The organism is Thermodesulfobium sp., from assembly GCF_053498235.1.
The window spans coordinates 1-25,817 of record NZ_JBRCUV010000003.1; the positions used below are offsets into that span (position 1 = coordinate 1).

Annotated in this window: 27 protein-coding genes; 7 read left to right on the forward strand and 20 right to left on the reverse strand. The window is 36.4% G+C overall.

Going from position 1 to position 25,817, the window contains the following annotated elements:
• Window positions 1–20 precede the first annotated feature (20 nt).
• Window positions 21–758: a complement resistance protein TraT gene (locus ACWIUX_RS00090; protein ID WP_448588681.1), complete on the reverse strand. Its 738-nt coding sequence runs from the start codon at window positions 756–758 to the stop codon at window positions 21–23.
• Window positions 759–1,024: 266 nt separating this feature from the next.
• Between ACWIUX_RS00090 and ACWIUX_RS00095 the strand changes: the two genes are divergently transcribed.
• Window positions 1,025–1,744 carry a metal-dependent transcriptional regulator gene (locus tag ACWIUX_RS00095; protein WP_448588682.1) on the forward strand — a complete coding sequence of 240 codons (720 nt, stop codon included), beginning with the start codon at window positions 1,025–1,027 and terminating at the stop codon, window positions 1,742–1,744.
• A 68-nt stretch (window positions 1,745–1,812) separates the two neighbouring features.
• Here ACWIUX_RS00095 and ACWIUX_RS00100 read toward each other — a convergent pair whose 3' ends face one another.
• From ACWIUX_RS00100 to ACWIUX_RS00175, 16 genes are all read right to left on the reverse strand, one after another.
• Window positions 1,813–3,189: an NADH-quinone oxidoreductase subunit N gene (locus ACWIUX_RS00100; RefSeq protein WP_448588683.1), complete on the reverse strand. Its 1,377-nt coding sequence runs from the start codon at window positions 3,187–3,189 to the stop codon at window positions 1,813–1,815.
• The gene (locus ACWIUX_RS00105) at window positions 3,186–4,691 is read right to left on the reverse strand and encodes a complex I subunit 4 family protein (RefSeq protein WP_448588684.1); all 1,506 of its coding nucleotides are present in this window, start codon (window positions 4,689–4,691) and stop codon (window positions 3,186–3,188) included. Before ACWIUX_RS00105 ends, ACWIUX_RS00100 begins: the two co-directional genes overlap by 4 nt.
• The gene (locus ACWIUX_RS00110) at window positions 4,692–6,470 is read right to left on the reverse strand and encodes a Na(+)/H(+) antiporter subunit D (protein WP_448588685.1); all 1,779 of its coding nucleotides are present in this window, start codon (window positions 6,468–6,470) and stop codon (window positions 4,692–4,694) included.
• Window positions 6,460–6,705, reverse strand: a complete 246-nt coding sequence (locus ACWIUX_RS00115; protein ID WP_448588686.1) for a hypothetical protein — start codon at window positions 6,703–6,705, stop codon at window positions 6,460–6,462. The genes ACWIUX_RS00110 and ACWIUX_RS00115 overlap by 11 nt, the downstream gene beginning before the upstream one ends.
• An 18-nt stretch (window positions 6,706–6,723) precedes the next feature.
• The gene (locus tag ACWIUX_RS00120; protein WP_448588687.1) at window positions 6,724–6,876 is read right to left on the reverse strand and encodes a hypothetical protein; all 153 of its coding nucleotides are present in this window, start codon (window positions 6,874–6,876) and stop codon (window positions 6,724–6,726) included.
• A gap of 42 nt (window positions 6,877–6,918) precedes the next feature.
• Window positions 6,919–8,397, reverse strand: coding sequence for a monovalent cation/H+ antiporter subunit D family protein (locus ACWIUX_RS00125; RefSeq protein WP_448588688.1), 1,479 nt, complete (start codon window positions 8,395–8,397; stop codon window positions 6,919–6,921).
• Window positions 8,398–8,400: 3 nt separating this feature from the next.
• Entirely contained in the window at window positions 8,401–8,703 is a 303-nt protein-coding gene (nuoK, locus tag ACWIUX_RS00130) for an NADH-quinone oxidoreductase subunit NuoK (protein ID WP_448588689.1), read from the reverse strand.
• Entirely contained in the window at window positions 8,704–9,219 is a 516-nt protein-coding gene (locus ACWIUX_RS00135) for an NADH-quinone oxidoreductase subunit J family protein (RefSeq protein ID WP_448588690.1), read from the reverse strand.
• Window positions 9,216–10,217 (reverse strand): NADH-quinone oxidoreductase subunit NuoH, encoded by a 1,002-nt coding sequence (nuoH, locus tag ACWIUX_RS00140; RefSeq protein WP_448588691.1) that lies wholly within the window; start codon window positions 10,215–10,217, stop codon window positions 9,216–9,218. Before nuoH ends, ACWIUX_RS00135 begins: the two co-directional genes overlap by 4 nt.
• A gap of 2 nt (window positions 10,218–10,219) precedes the next feature.
• On the reverse strand, window positions 10,220–10,756 hold the full coding sequence (locus tag ACWIUX_RS00145; RefSeq protein WP_448588692.1) for an NADH-quinone oxidoreductase subunit C: 537 nt from the start codon (window positions 10,754–10,756) through the stop codon (window positions 10,220–10,222).
• Window positions 10,753–11,148 carry an NADH-quinone oxidoreductase subunit A gene (locus tag ACWIUX_RS00150; RefSeq protein ID WP_448588693.1) on the reverse strand — a complete coding sequence of 132 codons (396 nt, stop codon included), beginning with the start codon at window positions 11,146–11,148 and terminating at the stop codon, window positions 10,753–10,755. Before ACWIUX_RS00150 ends, ACWIUX_RS00145 begins: the two co-directional genes overlap by 4 nt.
• On the reverse strand, window positions 11,145–11,720 hold the full coding sequence (nuoI, locus tag ACWIUX_RS00155; protein WP_448588694.1) for an NADH-quinone oxidoreductase subunit NuoI: 576 nt from the start codon (window positions 11,718–11,720) through the stop codon (window positions 11,145–11,147). The genes ACWIUX_RS00150 and nuoI overlap by 4 nt, the downstream gene beginning before the upstream one ends.
• On the reverse strand, window positions 11,717–12,976 hold the full coding sequence (locus ACWIUX_RS00160; RefSeq protein WP_448588695.1) for an NADH-quinone oxidoreductase subunit D: 1,260 nt from the start codon (window positions 12,974–12,976) through the stop codon (window positions 11,717–11,719). Before ACWIUX_RS00160 ends, nuoI begins: the two co-directional genes overlap by 4 nt.
• Window positions 12,958–13,494 carry an NADH-quinone oxidoreductase subunit B gene (locus ACWIUX_RS00165; protein WP_448588696.1) on the reverse strand — a complete coding sequence of 179 codons (537 nt, stop codon included), beginning with the start codon at window positions 13,492–13,494 and terminating at the stop codon, window positions 12,958–12,960. The genes ACWIUX_RS00160 and ACWIUX_RS00165 overlap by 19 nt, the downstream gene beginning before the upstream one ends.
• 95 nt (window positions 13,495–13,589) lie before the next feature.
• Window positions 13,590–14,099, reverse strand: a complete 510-nt coding sequence (locus ACWIUX_RS00170) for a 4Fe-4S dicluster domain-containing protein (protein WP_448588697.1) — start codon at window positions 14,097–14,099, stop codon at window positions 13,590–13,592.
• A gap of 58 nt (window positions 14,100–14,157) precedes the next feature.
• Window positions 14,158–16,242 carry a molybdopterin-dependent oxidoreductase gene (locus tag ACWIUX_RS00175; RefSeq protein ID WP_448588698.1) on the reverse strand — a complete coding sequence of 695 codons (2,085 nt, stop codon included), beginning with the start codon at window positions 16,240–16,242 and terminating at the stop codon, window positions 14,158–14,160.
• 217 nt (window positions 16,243–16,459) lie between these two features.
• On the opposite strand from ACWIUX_RS00175, the gene queF reads away from it, so the two are divergent.
• The 6 genes from queF to ACWIUX_RS00205 all read left to right on the forward strand — a co-directional run bounded on the left by queF (window position 16,460) and on the right by ACWIUX_RS00205 (window position 23,266).
• A complete protein-coding gene (gene queF, locus ACWIUX_RS00180; RefSeq protein ID WP_448588699.1) occupies window positions 16,460–16,843 on the forward strand; it encodes a preQ(1) synthase in 384 nt (127 codons plus the stop codon).
• 167 nt (window positions 16,844–17,010) lie between these two features.
• Window positions 17,011–19,170 (forward strand): methyl-accepting chemotaxis protein, encoded by a 2,160-nt coding sequence (locus tag ACWIUX_RS00185; protein ID WP_448588700.1) that lies wholly within the window; start codon window positions 17,011–17,013, stop codon window positions 19,168–19,170.
• 177 nt (window positions 19,171–19,347) lie between these two features.
• Window positions 19,348–19,908: a nitroreductase gene (locus ACWIUX_RS00190; RefSeq protein ID WP_448588701.1), complete on the forward strand. Its 561-nt coding sequence runs from the start codon at window positions 19,348–19,350 to the stop codon at window positions 19,906–19,908.
• An 18-nt stretch (window positions 19,909–19,926) separates the two neighbouring features.
• Window positions 19,927–21,099: an FprA family A-type flavoprotein gene (locus tag ACWIUX_RS00195; protein ID WP_448588702.1), complete on the forward strand. Its 1,173-nt coding sequence runs from the start codon at window positions 19,927–19,929 to the stop codon at window positions 21,097–21,099.
• A 2-nt stretch (window positions 21,100–21,101) separates the two neighbouring features.
• Window positions 21,102–22,724, forward strand: a complete 1,623-nt coding sequence (gene cimA, locus ACWIUX_RS00200; protein ID WP_448588703.1) for a citramalate synthase — start codon at window positions 21,102–21,104, stop codon at window positions 22,722–22,724.
• Window positions 22,725–22,765: 41 nt separating this feature from the next.
• Complete coding sequence (locus tag ACWIUX_RS00205; protein ID WP_448588704.1) at window positions 22,766–23,266, forward strand: CPBP family intramembrane glutamic endopeptidase; 501 nt, start codon at window positions 22,766–22,768, stop codon at window positions 23,264–23,266.
• A gap of 178 nt (window positions 23,267–23,444) precedes the next feature.
• Here ACWIUX_RS00205 and ACWIUX_RS00210 read toward each other — a convergent pair whose 3' ends face one another.
• The 3 genes from ACWIUX_RS00210 to ACWIUX_RS00220 all read right to left on the reverse strand — a co-directional run bounded on the left by ACWIUX_RS00210 (window position 23,445) and on the right by ACWIUX_RS00220 (window position 25,449).
• The gene (locus tag ACWIUX_RS00210) at window positions 23,445–24,500 is read right to left on the reverse strand and encodes a hypothetical protein (RefSeq protein ID WP_448588705.1); all 1,056 of its coding nucleotides are present in this window, start codon (window positions 24,498–24,500) and stop codon (window positions 23,445–23,447) included.
• 75 nt (window positions 24,501–24,575) lie between these two features.
• Window positions 24,576–25,022 (reverse strand): hypothetical protein, encoded by a 447-nt coding sequence (locus ACWIUX_RS00215; RefSeq protein WP_448588706.1) that lies wholly within the window; start codon window positions 25,020–25,022, stop codon window positions 24,576–24,578.
• A gap of 160 nt (window positions 25,023–25,182) precedes the next feature.
• Window positions 25,183–25,449, reverse strand: a complete 267-nt coding sequence (locus ACWIUX_RS00220; protein ID WP_448588707.1) for a winged helix-turn-helix domain-containing protein — start codon at window positions 25,447–25,449, stop codon at window positions 25,183–25,185.
• Between the last annotated feature and the right edge of the window lie 368 nt (window positions 25,450–25,817).

Genomic DNA, 25,817 nt, shown 5'->3' on the forward strand with positions numbered 1-25,817 from the left:
TTTTTTGCTCTATATAAAAATTATGGAAGCAAATTAGCTATTGCGTGAGCTAACTGCTGCTTTAATATAGGCTCTACATCATCAAACTTTATATTTGTACCAGAAGCCTCAGACACTACTCTATCCCTATATATAGCCCAATCCTTAATAGTAGAGTTGCTAGAGGTCTCTGTAGTAGCCGTGCCTTGAGTTGCGTTAGTAGTAGTTTCCGTCTGAGTACCAGGCTGCCTTTGTTCAACTTGCACATCTACAACCATCATATACTTATCAGAATTAATAGAATTACCAATGGCAGCACCAGCTAGAGCGCCAATTACTCCTCCAGCAATAGTTCCCGTATACTTGTCACTTGGATTAAATGCTGAACCTATCAGAGCGCCACCAAATCCACCAGCTAGAGCACCTTCCATTGTATAATCTTTTGTCTCTTTACCAATATAAAGAACATTGGACATTAGCATAAAGTTGGCATCATCAGGATTATCCGTTATTTTATAACCCTCGTTTGTCAATTCAGCAACTAGCTCCTTTTTAAAATCCATACCCGTAGCAGTAGATGTGTTTTTTACGCTAACATATACGATCTTCTTATCTGGTGAAACTGGCTGCAGGAATATACTTGAGCTCATCTTAGTACTAAGCGCTATCTTACCTGAACTCAAGCCGCTCGAATCTGCATTTGCTACTCCTGCAAAACCAAACGCTACAATTAACATCAAAAACAGCAAAAAGCTAAATTTCTTAATAAAACATCCCATCGCTTCCTCCAAATTTTTGACTTAATAAATCACCATATAACTCCCCAATTTTAATTATACAATGCAGATGTTAAGCGTCAATTAAAAAGGACACAAAATCTTAAGCATCCCTTATTTTATCCTCCATAATAAGATTTTTGCTTATATGCCTAATATGAAGTATATAATACAAATAGGGGTAACACAACAATATATAATATATCTTTTAAAAGTAAACTTTGGTTTATAATATAAATAACCAAAACGATTTTAAGCAGGAGAATAAATTGGAAAAACCCTGTACAGATGAAATTAATATAAATGACAATCACTTAGAATTAACACCTAGTTTGGAAAATTATCTTAGAACTATATACGATATAAATCAATCAAAGGGAATTGCAAGAGTAAGAGATCTTGCAAAACAGCTCAAAGTAAAGACTCCTTCAGTGGTGTCTGCGATTGAATCCTTAAAAAATAAAAATCTAGTTACTCAGGAAAAATACGGCCACATAGAACTAACCAGCAAGGGCAAAATACTTGCAGAAAATCTATCAAGAAGAAAAAATACAATAGTAAACTTTTTAGTTAGAATCTTAAAAATTGAAGAAAACTTGGCTCAAAAGGATGCCTGCCTCTTGGAACATGATTTTAGTCCAAACACCTTTAGAAGAATGGAAAGGATGATCTCCTTTATAGAGAGGCTTGAAGAAAAACATCCCGAAATTTTTGAAGAATTTAAAAAATTTATATTTGACTCAAATGAGAGAGTTGATATGAGCAAGACAAAAAATCTTTATGAATTAAAGGACGGCGAAGAGGCCTTAATAGTTCACATTAACCTTGACGAAATTAACAAGGAAAAACTAGCCATACTCGATTTAAAAAATGGTTCAAAAATAAAAAGGGTTCACTCCTATCAAGATATTGTCAATTTTCAGATCGATAACAATTTCATCGCTCTATCTCTAAATGAGTGCAAAAATATATTCTGTAAACCGCTCTAGATAATAAAAATAATAAAAAAGCCGCAAGAATTAAAATTCATTCTTGCGGCTAAGAAAATATTTATTTATCAGTGAATAAATATCGATGGTAGTGTGCCCAATACTATTACGAGTATAGAAAGACTAAGCACCAAGCCCTTAGTAAAATCGCTTGAGATAACCTCTGTCTCTACAGTTGGCTCCTTCATATACATATTCATCACAATCCTTAAATAATAAAATGCACTAGTTATAGTCATCAGAACTGCAACAATTACCAATGAAGTAAGGCCACCATTTACAGCTGCCAAAAATAACTGAAATTTCGCAATAAATCCAACAGTTGGCGGTATTCCTGCAAGAGAAAACATAAATATCATCATTATTCCAGCAAGATATGGGTATCTTTTTGCAAGACCATTGTACGTGTCCATATCATCACCATTTTTCAACATGAACACAACGCCAAAGGCTCCAAGGTTCATTATTGCATAGGCAATAAGATAGGTTAAGATTGCGTTTAACCCATCAGAAGTGCCTACTATTATCCCGAGAAGCATATATCCCACATGAGAAACTGACGAAAATGCAAGCAATCTCTTAACGCTTTTTTGTGAAAGGGCTAAGAGGTTACCTCCAACCATGGTTAGTATTGAAAGAACTATCAGAGCCGTTTTTGGTTCAACCCAAATAGGAACTAGGCTGCCTACAAAAAAGTTTCCAAATGCCAAAAGCAGTGCTGTTTTCGGAGCGGTGGCAAGAAAAGCAGTTATTGGTGTTGGAGCTCCCTGATAGGTGTCAGGAGTCCAAGCGTGAAACGGTATGACTGATGTTTTAAAGCTAAAGGTTATAATTACAGCTATTATTCCTGCAATAAGCATGGGATCGGCCAAAACTCTTGTAACAGACATAGACCTTGCTATTTCGTAAAAGTTCGTAGTTCCAGTTGCACCGTAAATTAGCGCTATGCCATATAGCAAAATCGCAGTTGCTACAGTTCCCATTAGATAGTATTTAAGGCCTGCTTCGCTTGAAAGTGGGCTTCTTTTATAAAAAGAACAAAGTATATAAAGCGACAAAGATAGAGTTTCAAGTCCCAAATATAACACTATTAGATCTCTTGCACCCAACATAAAGAGCATACCTACCACAGAGGTCAAAATAAGAGTTAGAAATTCTCCATAACTGCTATCAGGTATTTCAAGGTCATCTACTGAAATCAATATTACGTAAATAGCTATTAGGATAATAATCCAACTACCTAAAACGCCAAATGGTTCAACCGAAAATGATGAGTTAAAACCACTTCCGTGAAGCGAATATTTCCATACTCCTGTTATTAAGAGTCCCAATATTGCAAGGATAGAAAAGGTTTTTCTATTTCTAATAAAAAGAGCAGACAGAAAGATAAAAATTGAACACGCAATCAAAAAGAGTTCTGGAGCAATAATCTTAAATGTCATCATCTTATCCACCCCACTAAGGGTAAAGTATGAGCCAATAGCGTAGAATTAAATTTAGTTGCAATCAAATTCGATACCGAGGCCTGCATATATGATGTGAAAACGCCGGGCTGAAAACCTATATAAAGAACCAATAAAAGTAGCGGAATTAAAGTAAGGATCTCCCTTGGCCCCAAATCATATATGAGGTTCTTAATCTTTTCATTCAAGTTACCATATGCAACTCTGTAATAAAGCCAAATCATGTATGTAGTCCCAAGAATAATTCCTAAAACAGCAAATGCACCTAGCGGTATAAATCTCAAAAATGCTCCACACAAAATCAAAAATTCGCCCATAAAGGAATTAGTTCCTGGAAGGCCTATAGCGGCAAGGGTAAAAAACGTATAAAACAAAATAAATATAGGTAAAGCAGGCTTTAGACCGCCATAATCTGAAATCTGCCTGGTATGGGTTCTTTCGTATATCATGCCAACCAGGCAAAATAGCGCTCCAGTAACAATGCCGTGATTTATCATCTGTAAAATTCCACCCAACATGCCTATCTGAGTAAGGGTAAAGAGTCCAAGAGTTACAAAACCCATATGGGAAACAGACGAATATGCAATAAGTCTTTTTAGATCAGTTTGCTTTAAGGTTACAAATGCGCCGTATACAATAGCAACCAACGAAAGAACTTGAAGAAGGCTCAAAAACATCATAGTGGCTTCTGGGAAAAATGGCATAGAAAACCTTAAGAAACCATAAGCTCCCAATTTTAACAATACCCCTGCCAGTATAACGCTACCTGCGGTAGGGGCTTCAGTGTGCGCATCGGGAAGCCAGGTATGGAGTGGAAACATCGGCACCTTTACAGCAAAGGCGAGGGTAAAGGCTATGAATAAAAATATTTGCATATTTAAGGGTAAATTGAGCTTTGATAGTTCAAGGATATTAAAAGTGTGTCCCCCTGCAAAATAAAGCACCAATATGGAAACCAACATTAAAACAGAACCAGCAAACGTAAACAAAACAAACTTTATAGAGGCATATACCCTGTTTGGACCACCCCAAACCCCTATAAGCAAGAACATAGGAATAAGCATAGCTTCCCAAAAGGCGTAGAAGAGCAAGAGGTCTAAAGATACAAAAACACCAATCATTGAAGTCTCCATAAGCAGTATCATTATAAAGAATTCTTTTACCTTTTTATCTATCGCCTTCCAGGAAACGCTAACGCATATTACAGTAATAAGGGTTGACAATAACACGAACAACACAGATATCCCGTCTACACCTACTGCATATCTTGCGTTTATAAAGGGTATCCACGGATAAACTTCAACAAACTGCATAGAGTGAGAATTTTTATCGAACAAAAACCATAGCGGCAATGATACAAAAAAGTCTAGCAGTGCAAAAACCAATGCGGTTGATTTTATTAGCGTTGAATTTTTCATAAAAAGTATTAGAATAGCCCCAATCACTGGAATTAAAAGAGTAAGAGATAATATTGGATAGTTCACTTAAATCCCCCCTCTCAATAATATAATTACACAAGCGAGAATAAGTATACCTATGATAAACAAAATCATATAATCCTGAAGATTCCCCGTTTGGAGCTTTCTTATAGATTTACTAACTGAATATGTTGTTTTCGCACTACCATTGACCGTCCCATCAATAACGTATGTGTCCACACCCTTCAAAAATTTCGCAAAAGCCATCAATGGGTTTAAAAATAGCCATTCGTATGCGGTATTTACCACTTTATCCTCAAATTCAACCAATACCTTTCTATCTATGTACATAAATAACTGCAAGCCCCTTCTATAAAACCAATCGAAATCAAGATTAATAGCCCTCATTTCTGGAGGATATATCCCTGATAACATAAGCAGTGTAAACGCAAGGGCAGAAAATCCTAACAGCTCAACCATTTCCATAATGTGATTTGGCGCATATGGAATATAATGGACCGGGTAAGGAAGTATAGAATAAAGAGCCCAAGGATATACGCCTATTGCGATACAAAGAAAGGCAGCTATTCCCATCGCAAGCAACATATGGAATGGTGCCTCTTTAGGTCTAAGCCCTGAATCGTGCGAGAAAAACGCAAAAAATGGAATCTTAATGCCAGAGTGGTGAAATACACCAGCAGATGCAAACAGCAGCATAAACCAAGCAATAGTTAATCCCTGATGAGCAGACGCTGCAACGATCATAGATTTACTTACAAAACCGCTTGTTAATGGAACTCCAGATATAGACGCTGCCCCTACAATACAGAAGGTCAGTGTCCAGGGCATAGTTCTAAACAATCCCCCCAATTCTGTAGCTCTTATCTTGCCAGTTTGCTTTAAAACCGCGCCCATCGACATAAAGAGCAGTGCCTTATAAAGGATGTGCGCAAAGGCATGTGCCACAGTTCCGTTCAAGGAAAGTTCAGTTCCTATGCCAATACCCGTTACCATAAAACCTACCTGGTTGATTAGAGAATAAGAAAGAACCTTTCTCATGTCGTTTTCGATAACTGCAAAAAATATTGGAAAAGCAGTCATTATAACACCTGCAACAATTAATATCTCGGTTCCCGGAAATGCTCTAGCTAGAGCATAAACTGCAGATTTTGTCGTAAATGCGCTTAAAACTACCGTACCAGCATAGCTTGCTTCCGGATACGCATCAGGAAGCCAAGTATGAATAAGTGGAAATACAGCGTTTATACCGAAACCTATCAAAATAAGTAAAGACGCCAGGTCTGTCAAACCTAAATAGTTAAAGGCTATTGAACCAGTTTGGTAGAAATGAAGGAGTATTCCACCCAACAAGAACACGCCGCCTGTTACGTGCATTAAAAGATATCTAAAAGAGGCCTTTGCGGATTCCTTTCTGCCGCCTATAGCTATCAAGTACGAAGTTGAAAGTGCCTCCAACTCCCAAAATAGAAACAAGGAAAAATAATCTCCGGCAAATACAATACCAAGTGCTGTAGCCTCTGTTAAGAGCGCAGCTACGTGATGACGATAATCATCAAGGCCATATGCATAAATAGAATTTAACAAACTTATAATACAAAATATCAATCCAAAAACGTATGAAAGAGCGTCTATTCTCAAAGGAACTAGATCGAGCCCAATAAAGTGAACGTTGTAAACAAATCCCTTTTGTAACAAGAAGGCATTAACTAAAGCTACAGCTGGAACGATGATTATCCACCACTTTAACACCTTCCCTCTAAGAAAAAGCGCAAAAAATGCTCCAATTAGAAATATCAAAAATGGTGGCATAAAGCTAATTGTCATAATAGTCCTCCTTGCGCTTTACAATAGGCCTTAGAATATACTTTGCTGCAAGAACCAAAACAACACATGCAACAAACCCATAAACTGAGAAAAAGGAGGGGAATTTCTCAAAGCCATATTCTGCTTCCTTAGGAATTACAAGATCAAGCACAGTAACTATAGCCAAAAATGTAAATAAAACTATAAGGGTAATCTTCAAACTATTTGGCTTTTCAAAAAATTTATATGGGTTCAACGTTTTTCCTCCCTTCTTTTAGTGATGTGAGACTATCCTATAATTTCCATTTAACAAAATGTAACTTAGATACAAGACTCCTATAATAAAAGCTATAGCAAAAATAACTGGAAAACCTGGTTTTGGATCATGTTTTAGTTCCATCAATGGCTCTTCATGATCTTGTTTCATAAAACCCTCCTACTCCTTGAATTCAGACTCTTCGTTAATCATTTAGAACCCAGCAAGAACCATTTTTGCAAGATGCAAGAAAATTTCAGGGAACCATCCAAGCAAAATGCTAATTACAGCAGTTATGGCTAATGGCACAGCCATAAATGGGTTCTCTATAATTTTTTTCGTGTAATGATGAGAGTGCTCGTCAACATTTTCCTTTTCAAAAAATGCTTTATACGCAACGGGTAAAAAATAACCCGCATTAAGCACTGTACTAAGAAGAAACACAAACAAAAGTATCGTAGAGTGCATCTGCATAGTACCGTTCAATAAAAACCACTTGGAAATAAAGCCACCAGATGATGGGATGCCAATCATGCTTAAAGAGGCTATAAAAAATGCAGTCATAGTTATTGGCATCCTCTTAGCAAGACCGCTTAACTGGCTTACCTCAGTTTTGTGTGAACAAACTATTATAGAACCAGCACAGAAGAATAACGTAATCTTAGCAAAGGCGTGAGTAGTTATATGAAATATACTACCAATAAGGGCACTTGGCGTAAGCATAAACGCACCTAATAGGATATAAGAGAGTTGACTTATCGTCGAATATGCAAGCCTTGCCTTTAAATTATCTCTGGTTAAAGCTATGATTGAGGCCATAGTTATTGTAAACGCTGCCATAAAGATTGCCACATCTCTTCCCCAAAGGGAGGCTAAGGTTTGTGCTCCAAATATGAAAAGTGTAACTCTCAATACTGTAAATACGCCAGTCTTAACAACAGCTACTGCATGAAGAAGTGCACTTACTGGGGTAGGAGCTACCATAGCAGCAGGCAACCAACCGTGAAGCGGCATAATAGCGCATTTTGCAAAACCGTAAATAAACATTAAATATAATATTGATAGCAACACTTTCTGAGTAATAACCGACTGAGGGAAAATACCTCCATAATGAAATTCTAAGGTACCAGCAAGATTATAGGTTATTACAATTGCAGCAACTAAAAGAAGCTTTGCTGCGCCTAAAAGATAAATAACGTATTTTCTAGAACCCCTTTTTGCTTCATCGTCTGTTCCATGACCTACTAATGGATATGTTGCAAGGGTCAAGGCTTCGTAAAAAAGAAACATTGAAAATAGGTTAGCAGAAAAAGCAACCCCCATTGTAGTAGAAAGTGCAACTGCAAAAAATGAAAAGTATCTAGTTTGGTTAAGCTCTTTGTGGCCTCGCATATAACCAATAGAATAAAATGTAGTCAAGATCCATAAGAAAGATGCTCCAACAGCAAAGAGGAATCCTAAAGCATCAACCCTGAAAGAAAAGGATATTCCAGGTAATAATTGAAATAGCGTAAAGTGATAGTCCTTTCCTTGTAACACAGAAGGAAGAAGGGATAAAACAAGAAGAAACATTATCACGCTGGCCAATATCGACCAAAATTCTCTTAAGTTTCTATTTCTTTCTCCGCTATAGAAAATAAGAGGTATTGCAAGTAATGGAGTTAATATTATTATCAGAGGTAAATATTCCATACGCTAACCTCGCAAATCCCTAAAGAGATCTATCTTTACAGTTTTCTTTAGCCTGTATGCATTTATTAGAAGGGCTAAGCCCGTAGCCATTCCTGCACCTGCATTTGCAATAATTAAAAGAGCAATAATTTGTCCCATAAAATCTTGCATATAGTGGCTTAAAGAAATCAAAGTTATGTTTACAGCATTCAGCATCAGCTCCACGCAAATAAGCATCATAATAATGCTACGCCTTGTAATAAAGCCAATCAAACCAATAGAAAAAATGGCAGCGGCAAGCATCAGATATGCGTTTAAAGGCACCATCTATTCATCACTCCTTTTCCCGGCCAAGACGATAGCAGCAATCATTGGGACAAAAAGCACCACGCCCATAATAATAAGCGGCAAGTTGGCCTCAGAATAAAAAACCTGACCTAAGAGCTTTGCATCTGAAATTTTATTTACTAAATCAATAGAAAATTTTCCAGTAGAATTAAGATATGAAACCTGAAGTGTAAATGCTAACACGCCTAAAACGCAAAATACAAGAAATGCTTTCGGAATTGGAAGAGAACTGACATCGCTAAGATGATCCTCATGCTTTACGTTTAAAAGCATTATTACAAAAATCAGCATTACAAGTATTGCCCCAGCGTATACTATCATTTGAATCATAGCAAAAAACTCAGCATTAAGGAAAAGATATATACCTGAGATGTGTACAAATAATAGCAGCGTCCACAAAACAGCATGTATATAGTTCTTTCTAGTTATCACAATCAAGGATAAAACTATGGTAGCCAAAGCAAAGTAGGAAAAAAATAATAGAGGCACGCTCATGGCATAAACACCTTCTTTATAATCATAATTACAAACAAGTTTGTTAGGCTAAGCGGTAGCAAAAATTTCCACCCAATTTTAAGCAGTTGATCAAACCTATATCTAGGAACAGTACCTCTTATCCATATATAAAAGAACATAAACATATAAACCTTAAGCAAAAACCAAACAATGCCTGGTATTAAGTTTAAAATTGGGAAAAGATTCGTCAAAAACGGAGGAAGAGTCCAACCACCTAAGAAGCAAATGGAGAGCATCGATGACATAACGTACATCGCTGAATATTCTGCAAGAAAGAAAAGCCCCCATCTAAATCCAGAGTATTCAGTTAAATATCCTGCAACCAGCTCCGTTTCTGCTTCAGGCAAATCAAAGGGAGTTCTGTTTGTTTCAGCTAAAGCACAAACGAGAAATACAAAAAAGCCAAGTATTTGCGGGAAAATAAACATTCCCCAAGGAAGTTTCTCTTGAGCATATACAATATCGGATAGATTAAGTGATCCGGACATAATTAAAACCGCAAGAAGAGCAATACCCATAGGAATTTCGTAACTTATTATCTGTGCGCTGGATCTTAAACCGCCTAAAAAGGCATATTTTGAATTTGATGACCAACCAGCAATGATTATTCCATATACCCCTAATGATCCCATAGCCAAAACAAGTAATAGACCTACATTTATATTTGCCAGCACCCAACCTGCTGCAAATGGAATAACCGAAAAGGACGTCATTACACAAGTTACTACTATCACTGGTGCAATAGTAAACAAAACCTTATCAGCGCCAAGCGGAATATTATCTTCCTTAAAAAACAACTTTATAAGATCAGCAAAGGGCTGGAACAATCCAAGAGGTCCTACTTCTGTAGGCCCAAGCCTTGATTGCATATGCCCTAATATTTTTCTTTCAAAATAAACTGCATAAGCAACATGCAACAATACAACCCCTAAAACTACAGCAACTTTAATTATTAAAATTACAATATCCATTAACATATTTAACCCCTCCTCCTAACTTCAAATTTAGAGAGGTCTTTAATCTTCTTAAGGAGCTTTTCGTGGTCTTCCCACACTCCAATACCTTTGAGAGGATAATCTTTTCTTAAAGGATGCCCAACCCAATTCTCAGGCATAAAGACACGCCTAAGGTTTGGATGACCTCTAAATTTTATACCAAACATATCAAAGCACTCACATTCGTGCCAATTTGCCCCTTTAAAAATACAGGTTAAGCTATTCACTTCCATATCATCTTCTGGAACCTGAATCTTTACTCTGATCCTGTGTTTGAACTGAATTGAATATAGGTTGTAAACTACTTCGTATCTAATATCTCTTAATTTAAAATAGTCAACACCGCACAAGTCGGCTAAATGGTCAAATTTCAGATCCTTATGTTCCTTTAGGAAAAGAACAACCTCTGTATTGTCGTCCTTAGGAACCCTAATACTAAGCTGGCCAAAATTAACTTCCTCAGAAAGTATTCTTTCTTTAAATTCATCCTTTACTATCTGCAAAATCCCTTCTAATGTCATTGTCTCTTCCTCCTGTGGTACATGTCGAATGCTCCCTTTTTCCAATCATAGACATAGCCAGCAATTAGTATTGCTATAAATATTAGTACGCTAATCATAGCTACAGAAGAAATATTATCAAAGTTTATCGCCCATGGGTAAAGAAAAGCAATTTCAACGTCAAATACTACAAATAACATAGCAATAATGTAAAATTTTACTGAAAACCTCTCGCCTGTTTCTCCTATTGGGTCATTACCTGATTCATAAGGGATCAAGGTTTCAGAATACCTTCTTCTTAACCTAAAGAAACTTCCAAAGACTAAAATTCCAACTGCAAAAAGAAAAGCAGCAATCATCATAAATAAAACTGGCAAGTATCCTATTGGAACATATGATCCTGGTGTCATCATGCAATCTCCTCATTTTTTTTCTTAATTTCAATTGGCTTTTCATTTCTCTTTTGAGGGGTAAGCATTTTCTCTGGCATTCCAGGTGGTCTCCAGAATTTATTAAAATAGGCATCACCTGGGTAATTAGCCAAAAATTCATCCCAATTAGATAATAGCTTTTCTTTTGTGAAAAAAAGATCTGACCTTTTGTCCCCAAGATACTCATAGTGTTCAGTTAAAACTATGGCGTTTACCGGACAAACTTCTACACAATAACCACAGTAAATACATCTGGTGGCATCTATAGAATAGTTTTTCAACACCCTCGCATTATTTTCATCTTTGCCAACCTCAACGATAATACAGTTGGATGGGCATACCGTTTTACATCTTAAACACATAATGCATCTTTCTTTAAGTTTATCTGGATCTCTCACTAAAGCCTGTCTTCCCCTAAATCCTGGAAACGGCTGTCTTTTTACGTGGGGGTAAAGTCTGGTAACAGGTTTTTTTAACATAGTTCTAAAAGTCACAGAAAGTCCTCTAAACCATTCAACCAACAAGACGTCTCTAATTAATTTTTGTACTTTCATTTATCCGACTCCCCTAAGACAATGTCAATAGAACCGATAATGGCAATTATATCTGCAACCATATGACCTATAGAAAGAACAGGCATTGCAGAGATATGAACAAAAGATGGAGTTCTAAGTCTTAATCTATATGGTTTTCCTGAACCGTCACTAACAACATAGATGCCGAGCTCTCCCTTTGGTACCTCTACAGCGCTGTACAAGTCACCTGTGTTTATCATCTTTCTCTCTTTTGAAAGGGTAATAAAGGCACTCGCAACACTTCCTGCTGCCTCAACTTGCCTAGGTGGAGTAGGAATTACTAAATCTGGCGCGTCATCTGCAACAGTCTGTCCGTCTGGGAGTTGATCTAAAAGCTGCTTTATTATTTCGTTGGATTGCCTTAGCTCCTCCATTCTGCAAAGATATCTATCGTAAACGTCGCCATTTTTACCAAGCGGTACATGAAATTTCACATACGGATATGCGTCATACGGACAATCCCTTCTAAGGTCATAATCTACCCCTGACCCCCTAAGGCAAGGACCTGTAAGTCCCCAGTTAAGGGCATCTTCAGCTGAAATTTGTGCAATCCCAACAGTTCTTTCCAACCATATAGGGTTTTTAGTTAGAAGAGTTTCGTATTCTTGCACTCTTGATGGAAATACCTTAGTAAACTCCCTCAAACCCTGAACGAACTCAGGACTGATATCACACCTTACTCCGCCAATCCTTGCGAAATTTGTTAAAAGTCTTGCCCCAACAGTCATCTCAAACAGATCTAAAAGCCACTCTCTTTCCCTAAAACAATAAAGAAATACAGTCATTGCGCCTATGTCCAAAGAATGGGTAGCAAGCCAAAGGAGGTGGCTACATATCCTTGACATCTCACAAAATATAGTTCTTATGAATTTTGCTCTTATAGGAGCTTCTATTCCAAATAGCTTCTCAATTGCTATAGCATAAGCAGTATTGTTAGCAGGACTAGATATATAATCAAGCCTGTCCGTAAGAGGAAGGGCCTGGGCGTAAGTCTTGCTTTCCATTAATTTTTCGATACCCCTATGTAAATACCCTATGTGAGGTTCCATATCAACTATTTCTTCGCCATCTAGTTTTAACACCAATCTCAAAACACCGTGAGTTGCGGGATGCTGAGGCCCCATATTGAGGATCATCTCTTTTGTCTCAAGATCCTCTTCAGTTTCTGGAAGTATGCAAACGTTCTGTGAAGTTAAGATTTGTTCTTTGATGTCCTTTATCTCCATGCTCCCCATACCAAACCTTCCTTCTTTATTTTCTGTTGAAGGTACAAAAGGGCATGTAGCAGTGCCTCTGGCCTCGGTGGACAACCTGGAAGATAGATATCAACAGGAACAATTTGATCTACGCCTTGTAAGACTGAATAAGTGTTGAAAATTCCTCCACTGTTTGCACAACTACCCATTGATATCACATACCTTGGCTGTGGCATCTGGTCGTAAACCCTTCTTAAGACAGGGGCCATCTTTAGGGTTACTGTTCCAGCAACGATCATTAGATCGGCTTGTCTAGGAGATGCCCTAAAAAGAATTCCAAATCTGTCTAGATCGTTGTGTGCTGCTCCCACAGCCATCATCTCAATTGCACAACACGCAAGGCCAAACGTCATAGGCCAAAGGGAAGACGTTCTCCCCCAATTGACGACCCAATTTATAGCCTTGTCAAGAGGAGAAACAATGGCATTTGCTTCTGGAATAACATTAACTCCATCAGCAATTTCTATTTGCTTTTCCTTCACCCCGTTTTCGCTCATATCGACCTCCTTGACAGTTACTAATAATTAATAACAATAAATAACATTAAAATTATAAAAAATTTAAAATATTAACATTTAAATTTAATATATTATCACTGTTTTTTCAAAGGTGAAATATCCTTTGCAAATTTCTCTCGCTTAATTTGAGAGGCCTCGCTCGGGGATATGAATTTCAGCGCTCCAGTAGTACAACCTGTAACGCATGCAGGTTGTAAACCCTGATCAATTCTATCCATGCAATAATCGCATTTCATAACCTTACCTGTTTCTGAATTCCATTGTGGAACGCCCCAAGGACAGGCAGTTATACAATTTTTACATCCAACACAGAGATCTGATTTTACATAAACAATACCGTCTTTTGACCTCTTTGTCATCGCACCAGTCGGGCATGCATACACGCACCATGGCTTTTCGCAATGAAAACACGGCATAAATACAAAGTGCATCCTTGGAACTCCCTTTACTACCTGAGGTCCTGTAGGCACGATTCTGCAAAGCTTAGCGCCTTCAGGAGCATTATTTTTAGTCTTGCAGTGAAGCTCACAAGCATAACATCCTATACATCTCTTCTGATCTTGAAATATATAATATTTTCCCACTCTACTCCTCCAAAAATTTTTTTATATAACAACAAACTTATATGTTTTGCTCACTAAATCATTTAACTTTTTTTACGGAAACTGTACACTCGGTATATGGACAGTTACCACCAATTGCTACCTTCGCAAGCCCTTTTTGGAGTCTTATATCAGATGCGCCCCTGCCATATGACCTGGTTCTTAAGGGAACGCTATCACCAAAACCATGAAGCATAAAAACTACTTCTGGATGTATATATTTTGTAAGTTTTGCTTTAATATATTGCTTTTCACCTTCATTTTCAACCTCAAGCAGATCGCCTTCCTTTATTCCAAGCTCACTTGCTTTATCCTCATGTATATATAAATGGTTCTCGTTAACATATTCATTTAGGAGTTTGTTATTTGAAGTAGTTCTCCCCTGCGTGTGGATCGCACATTTACTTGTAACCAATCTAAATCTTCCAGGTTTTAATTCTATTGGCTTTTCATAGGGTATAAATGACGGAACACCTGCGTCTTCTAATTTTTTAGAGAAAAATTCTATCTTTCCAGAAGGAGTTTTGAACTTTAAACCATTAGTTCTATCCCACATTATCGGTTTATCAACCAATTCAATATATCCTTTTTCATTAAAGTCCTCTAAGCGGTAGCCAGTTCCTTCAAGCTGCCAGGCTATAAGCTCTTCGATACTGTTGTACGGAAAATACTGTCCCACACCAAGTCTATTTGCTAATTCCTTAAATATCCAGGATCTAGGCCTAGTATCGAACCTCCTTTGAACTGCAGCCTGTCTGAGGATATAACCTGGTTTTGGACCATTTCGCGCAATTACGTGATCTGTTCTTTCAAGGTATGTGTCTTCAGGGAGGATCACGTCAGAAAACCAACCGGTTTCACTATAGTTCACATCGATAGATACTAACAGATCTAACTTTTTAAAAGCGCTCCTAATATAATCTGGATCAGGCAAAGAGGCAAGAGGGTCGTGCCTGAAAACAATATATGCTCTAACCGGGTAAGGTTCATCCGTAAGAAGAACGTGTGCCAACTCTTGGGCAAGACCCCATTGACCACTAAGATGAGGATACTTTGTTCCACATCCATCAAATCTTGGTTCAGTTGGCTTTGGTACTTGAGCTAATAGGGACTTCAAGGGCTTTCCTACATCTTTTGGAGTTTTATTTATAATTAATCCACCCTTTGCTTCATATGCACCAAGCAAGGCATTAAGAGAACAAATAGCACGTCTTAGATAAAAATCGTTTGAATACCACGCAGTCATCCAACCAAGATGAAATATCACTGAGGGTTTTGCATTTCCAACATCGTGAGCCAATTTTACAATTTCAGCTGCACTTATCCCTGTCTCCTTTTCAGCAAACTCTGGGGTATATGGTTTTACAAAGTTTGCAAGTTCCTCAAACCCAACTGTCCATCTATTAACAAAATCCGCATCGTAAAGAGAGTCCTTTATTATCACGTGAATAAGTGCTAACGCAAGAGCATAATCAGTACCCGGATTTATAATAAAAAACCTATCCGCTTTAGCTGCAGTATAGTTCCACCTTACGTCTATGTGTATAAGTTTTCCCCCATTTTCAATCATATCTATAACGTTTTTTGCCTCTCCTGTAACGAGAGATTCAAGTAAATTTCTACCAAAACTGACTAGGTATTTTGCGTTTTTATAATCATAAGTCACACCGTTTCTTGCAAGACCTGCAACCGAAAGATGGGCGTTGTGAATAGAATTAGAACATGTTGCGTGATGATTGAAGTAATTTGGAGATCCAATTGCAGCAATAAATGTCTTTTCAAATTCAGTAATAGCACCTCCTCTGTCGGAAAGTACAACGCTCTTTGCCCCATATTTCTCAATAGTTTTTTTCAGGCCATCAGCAACGTAATCCAAGGCCTCATCCCATGAAGCGCTCCTCCATTTCCCTGAACCCCTTTCTCCATCACGAATCATAGGATTCTTTGGTCTTTCGGTGTCATTCAACAAGGCCTTACCTGCGGCACCCCTTGGACAAAGGTTGTAGCCCCCTAAGAGATGAGGGTTACCCCAGATGTGTTCCACCTCATTGCCTTCTACATCAACAACTATTGGACACCTTCCTGTACACATTGCACAAATACTATACACCCTTTTACTACTCATAGTCTCCTCCAAAATATTTAAAATAGTATAAACTATTTCTTAGGAAAATTGACAGAAAATTTCGACATTATTAATTTTACTTAAATATAATTTATACTTATCAATATAATTATCAGTTAATATTTAATTATTAATAATAAGTTTAGCAAAGTATTTTAAAATTATTAATAAGATTTGTTTATTATTAAATTTAAAAATGTGATAGAAAGGAGCATTTATGCCAGAGGCTAGCGGAAAAATTTTTGAATTTAAAGATGAATCTTACATCAAGCCTGATTTTCTGGAAAGATTTGAATTTAAAGCAGAAGAGTATATCAAGATCGAAACAAGCGAATTCAGCGCAGTTTGCCCTTTTAGCGGTTTGCCAGATATCGGGAAATTGATTATTGAATATTTTCCAGACGGCGGATTTTGTGTAGAACTAAAAAGCTTAAAATACTATCTTACATCTTTTAGAAATGTAGGGATCTATCAAGAAGCTGCTACAAAGAGAATATATGATGACTTAAAAAAGCTTCTAGAAACAGAAAGGTTAAAGGTTACTCTTATTTACAACATTAGGGGCGGAATAAATACATTGACCAGTATGGGAAAATTATAAGATTGAAAAATAAATAATAAATAATATAATAATATGTTATTAAATAATAAATAATTCTAATTTAAAAATATAATTGAATCTTGGAATTGCTAATACTTAAGTGCTAAAATATTTTATGTAATTTTTAGTTTTTTTATATAATTTTTTAATTTTAGGGGAGAATAATAATGCATTTTATTAAAGACTATTCGTTGAGGAAAAAACTTTTAATAATTACATTTCTTAGTTTCTTTATATTTGGTTTTGCCCTGATAACTCTTACGTCATTTCAGTTTTTCTCAAACGGGTACAAAAACGCTGAGGAAAAGCTTCATTATGCAATGACCGCCTCAAATGAACTTTTGCGGGGTTATATGTCTAGATCGAAAGATATGGCAAAACTGCTCTCAGACAAAGAGAGCGTGGTAAAGGGAGTAGAGACGAAGGATTTTAATCTGTTGAAAAACGTTCTTGTGCCATATATAAAGGAATACAAAGACCTCTACATTGTAGTAACCGATAACAAAGGAGATGTCATCATAAGAGCACACTCTCTTAACACGCCAGTTGGCGATTCTATAGCAAACCAATTAAATATTCAAAAGGCACTTAAGGGAGAAAATACTGTAGGAATAGAAGAAGGAAAAGTAGTAAAACTCTCTATTCGAGCAGGATCGCCAGTTAGGGATGCAAGTGGCAACATTATAGGCGCAGTGAGCGCAGGGTATACAATTTTCGACTCAAACAGGCTGGCAAGTGAGATGAAAAAATTACTAAACATTGATGCAACGTTCACATTTGGCAATGACATTGTTACTACAACTTTAAACAAGGAATTCAAAGGTCAAAAAATCCCCCAAGATATTTATGATAAGTTAATAAAGGGTGAAAGCTTCATCCAGAGATTTAATTTGCTCGGAAGCGACTATTATAACGTAGTGGTTCCCCTTAAAGACTCAAACGGCAAAGTAGTGGGATCTTACATTCTCTCATATCCACCATCGCTCATAGATGGTCCTATATACAGCTCGCTAATAGTTCAGATTATCACAATTTTTTTGTGCCTCTTAGTGGGTCTTTTGATAATTGGCGTAGGTATAGAATTTATTTTATTAAGACCACTTTCAAAGGCAAAGACCGATATAGACTGCCTCTCTACCGGGGATTTGTGCTCTGATATAAGCGTTTCTTCAAGAGATGAGATAGGCCAAATTGCTCAGGCATCTTTACAACTTAGAGATAACTTCTCTGAGATTCTGCACGATATAAAGGCCGTGCTTGATGATCTGTCCCAAGCCTCAAACAAGCTGTCAAGTCTTTCATCAGACGCTAAATACGCTTCAAGTGAAAGCGCGAATTATGCTGAACAAACGGCTAAAAATTCAGAACAATTGAGCGCTACGCTTGAAAAGCTAAACAATCACGTAAATATATTGCTGAACGCCATAGAATCAATCGCAAAAGGTGCAGAAGATCAAGCCAATTCTGCTTCTAACGTAGCAGAGAAGATGGGTAAGATCTCTGACAATGCAAAGAACCTCCTAAAAATTACCATAGGTGTAAGTTCTCTTGCATCGGAAGCAGAAGAAAAATCTAAAAATGGCTCCTTGCTAATTGAACAAAACGATTCTTCTTCTTTACAGATCTTGAACTCTGTTGAAGAACTTTCAAAAACAATATTATCTTTATCAGAAAGATCGAACGACATAGTAAAAATTGTAGACATCATATCTCAGATCTCCGAGCAAACAAACCTCTTAGCTTTAAACGCAGCGATAGAAGCTGCAAGAGCAGGAGATGCAGGAAGAGGCTTTGCAGTAGTCGCAGATGAAGTAAGAAAGTTAGCCGAAGAATCTCAAAAAGCTGCTAAAAGTATTGGAGAGTTAATTGAGCAAACTAGAAGGGAAACAACTCTAGCTTCCGAAGCAATGAAAATTACATTGGAAGAGGTTAAAAAAGGTAGAACAATAACACAAGATTCAAGAGAAGCCTTTGAGGAGATCAGCAAAAAAATAGATAGTCTCCTTAAAGAAATACAATTAGCCCAAGAAAATGTAGCAAAGGTGGAGGAAGACATTAGAAGCATAGAAACAAACATCAGCAACCTTGCAGCCCTATCAGAAGAGTATACTGCAAGCACTCAAGAGATGAACGCTTCTACTTCAGAGTTAAAAAAGGATATAGATGGACTTGCAACAATTGCAAAAGACGGTGCAATTGCGGCTACAGAAGAATCTGCGCTTGCAAAAGAATTAAGTTCTATGATGGAAGATGTTGAAGACGTTTCAAAGAAGCTTAGCATACATGTTGAAAAATTGAACGAAAAAACTTCTAAATTTAAAATATAGGCAAAACTTTTTACAAACTCTTGCCAGTAACGTTTGGTAATTCGAATAAATGCTGGCAGGAGTTTCTTCTTTTTAAAGAATAAAAAAGTTACAACAAAAAATCTAAAGGATTTTTATTATTGTTAAATATCGTTTAAAATAGATTATTAAATTAAAACCATCTTAGGAGGTGCTTTAGTGAGCATAATTCAAATAATCAAATCTAGAAGGTCTATTAGAAAATTTAAGGATATGCCTGTTGAATCAGAGAAGATAGATCATCTTATTGAAGCTGCTATCTGGGCACCAAGCGCCATGAACTCTCAACCGTGGGCATTTGTAGTTATCCAAGATCGCTCAACTTTAAAGGATTTATCAGATAATTCAAAGAAGTTTCTTATTAAAAATATGGAAAAGTTTAAGGTATTAGAGAAATACAAATCCATGTTAGAGAGGGATGACTACAACATCTTTTACAACGCACCAGCGCTAATTACTATCTACGCAAAAAATTACGGCCTTTATCCAAAAGAAGATTGCGCTCTAGCAGCTGAAAACCTTATGCTTGAAGCTCACGCTATAGGTCTCGGAACCTGCTGGATCGGATTTGCAAGAGAATATATGGATTTGGAAGAAACAAAGGCTAAATTCAAAGTCCCTTCAGAATACAGCGCGGTAGCACCAATAATTGTGGGTTATCCTGAAATAGTACCGGACCATGGCTCCAGAAATAACCCAATAATACTTTATAGAAAATAAAAATCAGGAGGAAAAATCATGAGTTGTAAATTAGCAGATACGCTATACGATGTAAGCGCTTTAGATTGGGAAATAAGAGATTTTCACGGAGTATATACACCCCAAGGAAGCAAGTATAATTCCTTTCTAATCTTAGACGAAAAGATAACTATCATAGACAGCGTAAAGGAACAATACGGAAAAGAGGCAATCTCTAAAATAAAAGAAATAACAAAGGGCAAAGAGGTGGATTATCTTGTATCTTTGCACACAGAGCCAGATCACGCAGGTTCTATTATGGAATATTTCAAAGAATTTAAAAATATGAAACTTGTATGCCTTGAAAAAAATTATGAGTTTATAAAAAACTTTTTACCAGATCTCGATGAGTCAAAAGTTCTAGTTCTAAAATCAGGAGAAAGCTTGTCAATCGGAGAAAAAACTCTAAATTTTAAGTCGCTTCCTATGACCCACTGGCCTGATACTACAAGCGTATACGTTCCAGAAAAAGGGTGGCTCTTCACCTCAGACTTTTTTGGATCTCTAATATCTTTATCAAAGCCATTCTACGATCAAATAGGCATAGATATATACCCATTTATTAGAGATTATTTTGCATTCTTAATGAGACCCTTTGAATCGCTTACCAAAAAGGCGCTAGAATATTATAAATCTCTTAACCCTACAATGATTTTCCCTGCACATGGACCGTTTTACAGAAGACCAGAAGACATTAAATATATATTCGACGCTACAGAAAAACTAATTGAAGACCCAACAGAAAACAAAGTAGTGATAGTATACACTACAATGTGGCATACTACTGAAAGGATGGCAAAGTTGATCTCAGAAGGAGCAGGGTGCTCAGACTGTGAAGTGAAGGTATATGACCTAAGAGAGGATCCTGTATCTGTAATTATGGGAGAGATCATGACTTGCAAAGCATTTGCTATAGGCTCTCCTACAGTTTACAACGGCGTATTTCCAAACATATTACCACTATTAAGATTAATGAGACTCCTCAGACTAAAAGGTAAAAAGGCAGTTATATTTGGATCATATGGATGGTCTGGTGGCGCAGTAAAGGAAATAGAAGAAGCCATAAAACCTCTTGGTGTTGAAGTTATTGAAAAAATTGAAACAAGATTTGCTCTAAAGCAAGAAGAAGTAAAAAGATGCTTTGAAGCTGGAAAAATGTTAGCAGAGTTGTGAAGATGAAAAAAAATAAAAGGAAAATAGAGCTATACGATACAACATTACGAGATGGAGCTCAGCGAGAGGGCATATCTTTAACTTTAGAAGATAAGCTCAAAATAGTTAAAAGACTGGATGATTTTGGCATAGATTATATCGAAGCAGGTTGGCCTGGATCTAATCCGAAGGATGAAAGGTTCTTTGAACAGGCAAAGGATATCAAGCTCAATTTTTCCAAACTTGTAGCTTTTGGTTCAACCAGAAAACCAAATATCATTGCAAAAAACGATAAGAATGTAATATCACTTTTAAACGCCAATACTGACGTTATTACTATATTTGGAAAATCCTGGGATCTACACGTAAAGGATGCACTCAAAACTACTCTTGAAGAGAATTTAAATATGGTTTCTGAAACCATATCCTATCTAAATTCAAAGGGTAAATCGGTTTTTTTTGACGCGGAACACTTTTTTGATGGCTTCAAGAACAATAAAGAATATGCCCTTGCAGTTTTAAAAAGGGCAAAGGAGGCAAAAGCAAAAAGGATAGTTTTAGCTGATACAAACGGCGGAACTTTACCAGACGAAATCAAAAACATAATAAGAGAAGTGAAATCTTATTTAGGCAAAAACGTAGCGCTAGGCATTCACTGCCACAACGACAGCGAGCTTGCAGTAGCAAATTCAATTGCAGCAGTAGAAGAAGGAGTAGTGCAGGTTCAGGGTACTATAAATGGCTTTGGAGAGAGAGCGGGCAACGCAAACCTGTGTTCTCTAATCCCAATTTTGCAGTTAAAAATGAATATCCCTCTCTTTGACGAAGAAAAGCTAAAAGCGCTCACTCCCCTTTCCAGATTTATTGATGAAATAGCAAACATAACGCCAAACGATCATCAGCCATTTGTAGGAAAATCAGTATTTGCACACAAGGGAGGAGTACATGTAAGTGCTGTATTAACTAATCCAAAAACATACGAACATATTAATCCTGAGTTAATAGGCAACAAAAGAAGGGTAGTAATATCAGAGCTATCAGGTACAAGTAATATAATATTCAAGGCAAAGGAAATGGGCATAGATTTAAACAAAAATAGGCCGGAGACTAGAAAGATTCTCTCCATCATAAAGGATCTCGAAAATCAGGGTTATCAGTTCGAGGCTGCCGAAGCCTCTTTTGAAATACTTTTATGGAAGGGCTTGTGTACAAGAGAAGATTTATTTGACCTAATATATTGGAAAACAACAGTAGAATATAACGAAAGATTAAAAGAGCTCTATGCAGAAGCTGTTATAAAACTAATCGTAGACGGAAAAATTAGCCACAGCGTTGGAGATGGCAATGGCCCTGTTAATGCAATGGACAAGGCTCTTAGAGCAGCCCTCTCTAATCACTTCCCAGATCTTGAAAAGATACACCTATCTGATTATAGGGTTCGTGTACTTGGAGGAAGTTCTGGTACAGGAGCAGGAGTAAGGGTTTTGATAGATCACACCGATTCACTGGAAACATGGACAACGCTTGGGGTATCAAGCAATATCATTGAGGCAAGTTACAGGGCACTTGTTGATGGAATTGAATATGGGTTGAAAAAGGAGAAAATAAGAAGAGATCTTAAAGAAATTTCTAAAAAACTTCAATGAAGGATAGGTTTCTGCTTTTCTCCACCATTGGAGAATTGTTTTTGCTTTTTATTTCGGTTTTTATTTTAAAATATTTCCAGCAAATGCCAGATTTTAACATTGATTTAACTGGCATTTGCACTTCTATTTTGATTGGAGTTTTAGTCTTTCTTTTAGGTTTCTATATCTCAAAAATCTTCTTGTTTGCAGAAAAGATAAATCAGGTTTTATATATTAATATTTTTAAAGACGTTAATATTATAGAGATGTTTTACATATCAGTTCTAAGCGCCTTCTGTGAAGAGATGTTTTTCAGAGGTTTAATGCAGGAGTTTCTCGGCATTTACCTTGCATCTATATTCTTTGGCATACTACACACCCCTGAAATAAACATTAAAGGGCTCTTTTATGCAGCATATATTTGTGGAATAGGTTTTGTTTTAGGAATGCTGTATATTCAACAAGGAACAATATTAGCCCCCATAATAGCTCATTTTTTAATAAATTTTCTGGGTGGGATTTCTTTGATGTTTTACAACAAATTTCCCGAGTCAAAAACCTAACCTTTCATCCTTAACTTAGAAAGAAATTTGATATTACTAATTTAATATATAAAAAAAACTTATAGAAAACTCATGAGCATTTATTTAAAATATTAAATTTTTTGATATAATACTCAGTTGGGTTCCCCCCACAGCACGGCCATGAAGGTGAAACTTGCTTCATGGCCTCTTTTTGTATTTATAAAATCCTTAATACTCCTAATATTATCTCTATCAATATTAGAATAACAATGGTAATCTCTAAAAAGTTCGCAATCTTCTGAAAGAAGTCTTCACGCAAAAGTTGATATATCTCTGAAAGAGTCTTTAAATTTCTCTCTAGAGAATTTTCCCAATCTGAAACGTGAAGTTTTAAACCAAGAGATCTATAAACTCTTGCCAGATATAGATCCCCAATTAGTTTTAACGCGTTATCAAGCCTCTCTCTGTTAAGCGATACGTTCAGAAAGAAAAGGCTTATCTGCTTTATTGGAGGAAGAAAAATTGGTCTTTTCTCTATTATTGACTCGAAATAATCTAGACTTTTATCAAGTATTCTGTCCAAAGCCCTGATTTGAGCTAATTCAACCTGGCTGAATTCAATTATCTCAAGGATATCTTTATAATCAGGATCAATAATAAAAGAGGCATTATAATCTATTATTGTCATATCTGAATCATAATAACTAAGAACTATCTGCGTAGCTTCATCTATTTCCATTTGTGAAAGGTTCTCTTTTTCCATTCTTAGAATATGCGCTATAGTTTCTTTATTTTTCCTTAAAAATGAAGTAGGTTCAGTATCAACCTCATCTGTTTGAAATACAATGTAATCTTCATAAATCAATTCTTCAAAGGGTTTTTTAAAGGTCTCGTTAAGATATCTTTTAAGTTCAATTGCATAGTTACAAACCCTATCCTCAAGATCGCTATCAAAGAGATCCGAAGATATATACTTTAAATTCGTAAAATCCGTCTTGCCATTCCACAAAAGCGAGATGGATATTGCACCAAAATCAAAAATTTTTAGCCTAACGTTCGAAGGATAGAAGTCATCAATAATGTCAAAATCAAATGGTAGTTCTAGATTAACTACTATTGGTGGGGTTTCATATCGTAACCTTTTAGGAGTAGATTTAGACCTTGCAAAATCCACCCTTTTTGAAGCCTTAAGAAGATTCTGCGCAAGAGCGAGGTCTATTTCCTCAGCCACATAAAATGAATATATTGAAAAAATTTTTCCCCTAAATTCCATAATTTGATTTTACTACAATTATTAAAGAATATCGTTTACGCTTAACAGTGTGATACACAAAAAGATTATATTTTGTTACTTAACAAAGCTAAAATCCTCTACATCAAGCTCATTGTGAAAGGTATACCTTCCAACATTCTTTATTTCAAAATACTTTCCGCTTACATTCAGAACATCGCTATTTCTAATAGGTAGCCATTTTGGAGAATAGCAATTGTAAACTACATTATCTGTCGTTTTTATCTTAAAAGTCATATACTTGTTGCCTATCTTAGAGGTTTTAAATTTCAAATCAAAAACAGTCCCTGTAACCTCAATATTTTTATATGTGTTATTATTTGCCCTGTTGTTATTATAAGAATTTTTAGGATAGCTACCTACAATAGACTTTTCAGAGTAGCCGCTGCTATTCTGGTATGAATTGGTTCTGTGAGTCCCAAAAGTTCTATAAAGAAATAACCCCATCATTAGCAAGATGACTAGAATTATCAAAACTTTTCTCTTGCTCTTAAAGAAATTCATTTAAACCCCATATGTTAAGACTTGTGAATTTTTCTCTGCCAGCTCGCTTCCCTTACCTTCAACAACCAGCATCATCATAGTAACACAAGCATCCTTGCTTGTGGAGTGTTCTTCATAGTAACACAAGCATCTTGCTCGGGGTGTATTGCTTTAGTTTAGTTTATTTGTTTTGATTATAAAAATCTCTCCCCTTTTTAGTAATTTCCCATATTCCTCTTGGCGAATCAGCTGATAAAAGTCCTTCATTTACCATTGTATTTCTTGCCCATTGAGCAGTATTTTCCCAACGCCTCTGTTTTGAATTAGAAGGAATATGAAAATCTTGAGATTTAAATCCTGCTTCTCCTTCTTTGCTTGTCATATCAAAAACTAATTCAATTTCTTCAAGTAAAATCTCAAAGGCTGCATTAACTTCACTTTTTTTCATTGCTTTATCCCTCCTTCCACTATCCTAATCTCTTCTTCTGACAAATCATAAAGCTGGTAAACTAATTGGTCAATTTTTCGCTCTAATTGGCTTGTATCGGCATTGGGATTTTGGTGCTTTGCTGATAAAATCGTTTCCACAAAATTTTCTATTTGCTTTACTATTGACTCGTTTGCGAAGGTAATGGGAGGAATGGGAAACTGTTCTATAAAGACTCCTTTTATAGCTATATCACCTGCTCCTGTTCTATCTGCATATTTCAGAATGTAGTATCTAATTACCGTCTTTCCTCAAAATAAAATCTATCTGAACTTACTAATTTATGCATAGTTATTCCTCCTTTTAAGCTTTTTATTATAGGTTAGAAA

Coding starts and splice junctions, on each gene's coding strand:
- ACWIUX_RS00220 (WP_448588707.1), bottom strand. CDS start 25,449: ATGAAAAAAAGTGAAGTTAATGCAGCCTTTGAGATTTTACTTGAAGAA.
- ACWIUX_RS00090 (WP_448588681.1), bottom strand. CDS start 758: ATGGGATGTTTTATTAAGAAATTTAGCTTTTTGCTGTTTTTGATGTTA.
- ACWIUX_RS00150 (WP_448588693.1), bottom strand. CDS start 11,148: ATGATGACACCAGGATCATATGTTCCAATAGGATACTTGCCAGTTTTA.
- ACWIUX_RS00160 (WP_448588695.1), bottom strand. CDS start 12,976: ATGGGGAGCATGGAGATAAAGGACATCAAAGAACAAATCTTAACTTCA.
- ACWIUX_RS00125 (WP_448588688.1), bottom strand. CDS start 8,397: ATGGAATATTTACCTCTGATAATAATATTAACTCCATTACTTGCAATA.
- ACWIUX_RS00145 (WP_448588692.1), bottom strand. CDS start 10,756: ATGACATTAGAAGGGATTTTGCAGATAGTAAAGGATGAATTTAAAGAA.
- ACWIUX_RS00165 (WP_448588696.1), bottom strand. CDS start 13,494: ATGAGCGAAAACGGGGTGAAGGAAAAGCAAATAGAAATTGCTGATGGA.
- ACWIUX_RS00215 (WP_448588706.1), bottom strand. CDS start 25,022: ATGAATTTCTTTAAGAGCAAGAGAAAAGTTTTGATAATTCTAGTCATC.
- ACWIUX_RS00110 (WP_448588685.1), bottom strand. CDS start 6,470: ATGACAATTAGCTTTATGCCACCATTTTTGATATTTCTAATTGGAGCA.
- ACWIUX_RS00120 (WP_448588687.1), bottom strand. CDS start 6,876: ATGAAACAAGATCATGAAGAGCCATTGATGGAACTAAAACATGATCCA.
- ACWIUX_RS00185 (WP_448588700.1), top strand. CDS start 17,011: ATGCATTTTATTAAAGACTATTCGTTGAGGAAAAAACTTTTAATAATT.
- ACWIUX_RS00210 (WP_448588705.1), bottom strand. CDS start 24,500: ATGGAATTTAGGGGAAAAATTTTTTCAATATATTCATTTTATGTGGCT.
- ACWIUX_RS00195 (WP_448588702.1), top strand. CDS start 19,927: ATGAGTTGTAAATTAGCAGATACGCTATACGATGTAAGCGCTTTAGAT.
- cimA (WP_448588703.1), top strand. CDS start 21,102: ATGAAAAAAAATAAAAGGAAAATAGAGCTATACGATACAACATTACGA.
- queF (WP_448588699.1), top strand. CDS start 16,460: ATGCCAGAGGCTAGCGGAAAAATTTTTGAATTTAAAGATGAATCTTAC.
- nuoH (WP_448588691.1), bottom strand. CDS start 10,217: ATGTTAATGGATATTGTAATTTTAATAATTAAAGTTGCTGTAGTTTTA.
- nuoK (WP_448588689.1), bottom strand. CDS start 8,703: ATGGTGCCTTTAAACGCATATCTGATGCTTGCCGCTGCCATTTTTTCT.
- ACWIUX_RS00135 (WP_448588690.1), bottom strand. CDS start 9,219: ATGAGCGTGCCTCTATTATTTTTTTCCTACTTTGCTTTGGCTACCATA.
- ACWIUX_RS00100 (WP_448588683.1), bottom strand. CDS start 3,189: ATGATGACATTTAAGATTATTGCTCCAGAACTCTTTTTGATTGCGTGT.
- ACWIUX_RS00175 (WP_448588698.1), bottom strand. CDS start 16,242: ATGAGTAGTAAAAGGGTGTATAGTATTTGTGCAATGTGTACAGGAAGG.
- nuoI (WP_448588694.1), bottom strand. CDS start 11,720: ATGAAAGTACAAAAATTAATTAGAGACGTCTTGTTGGTTGAATGGTTT.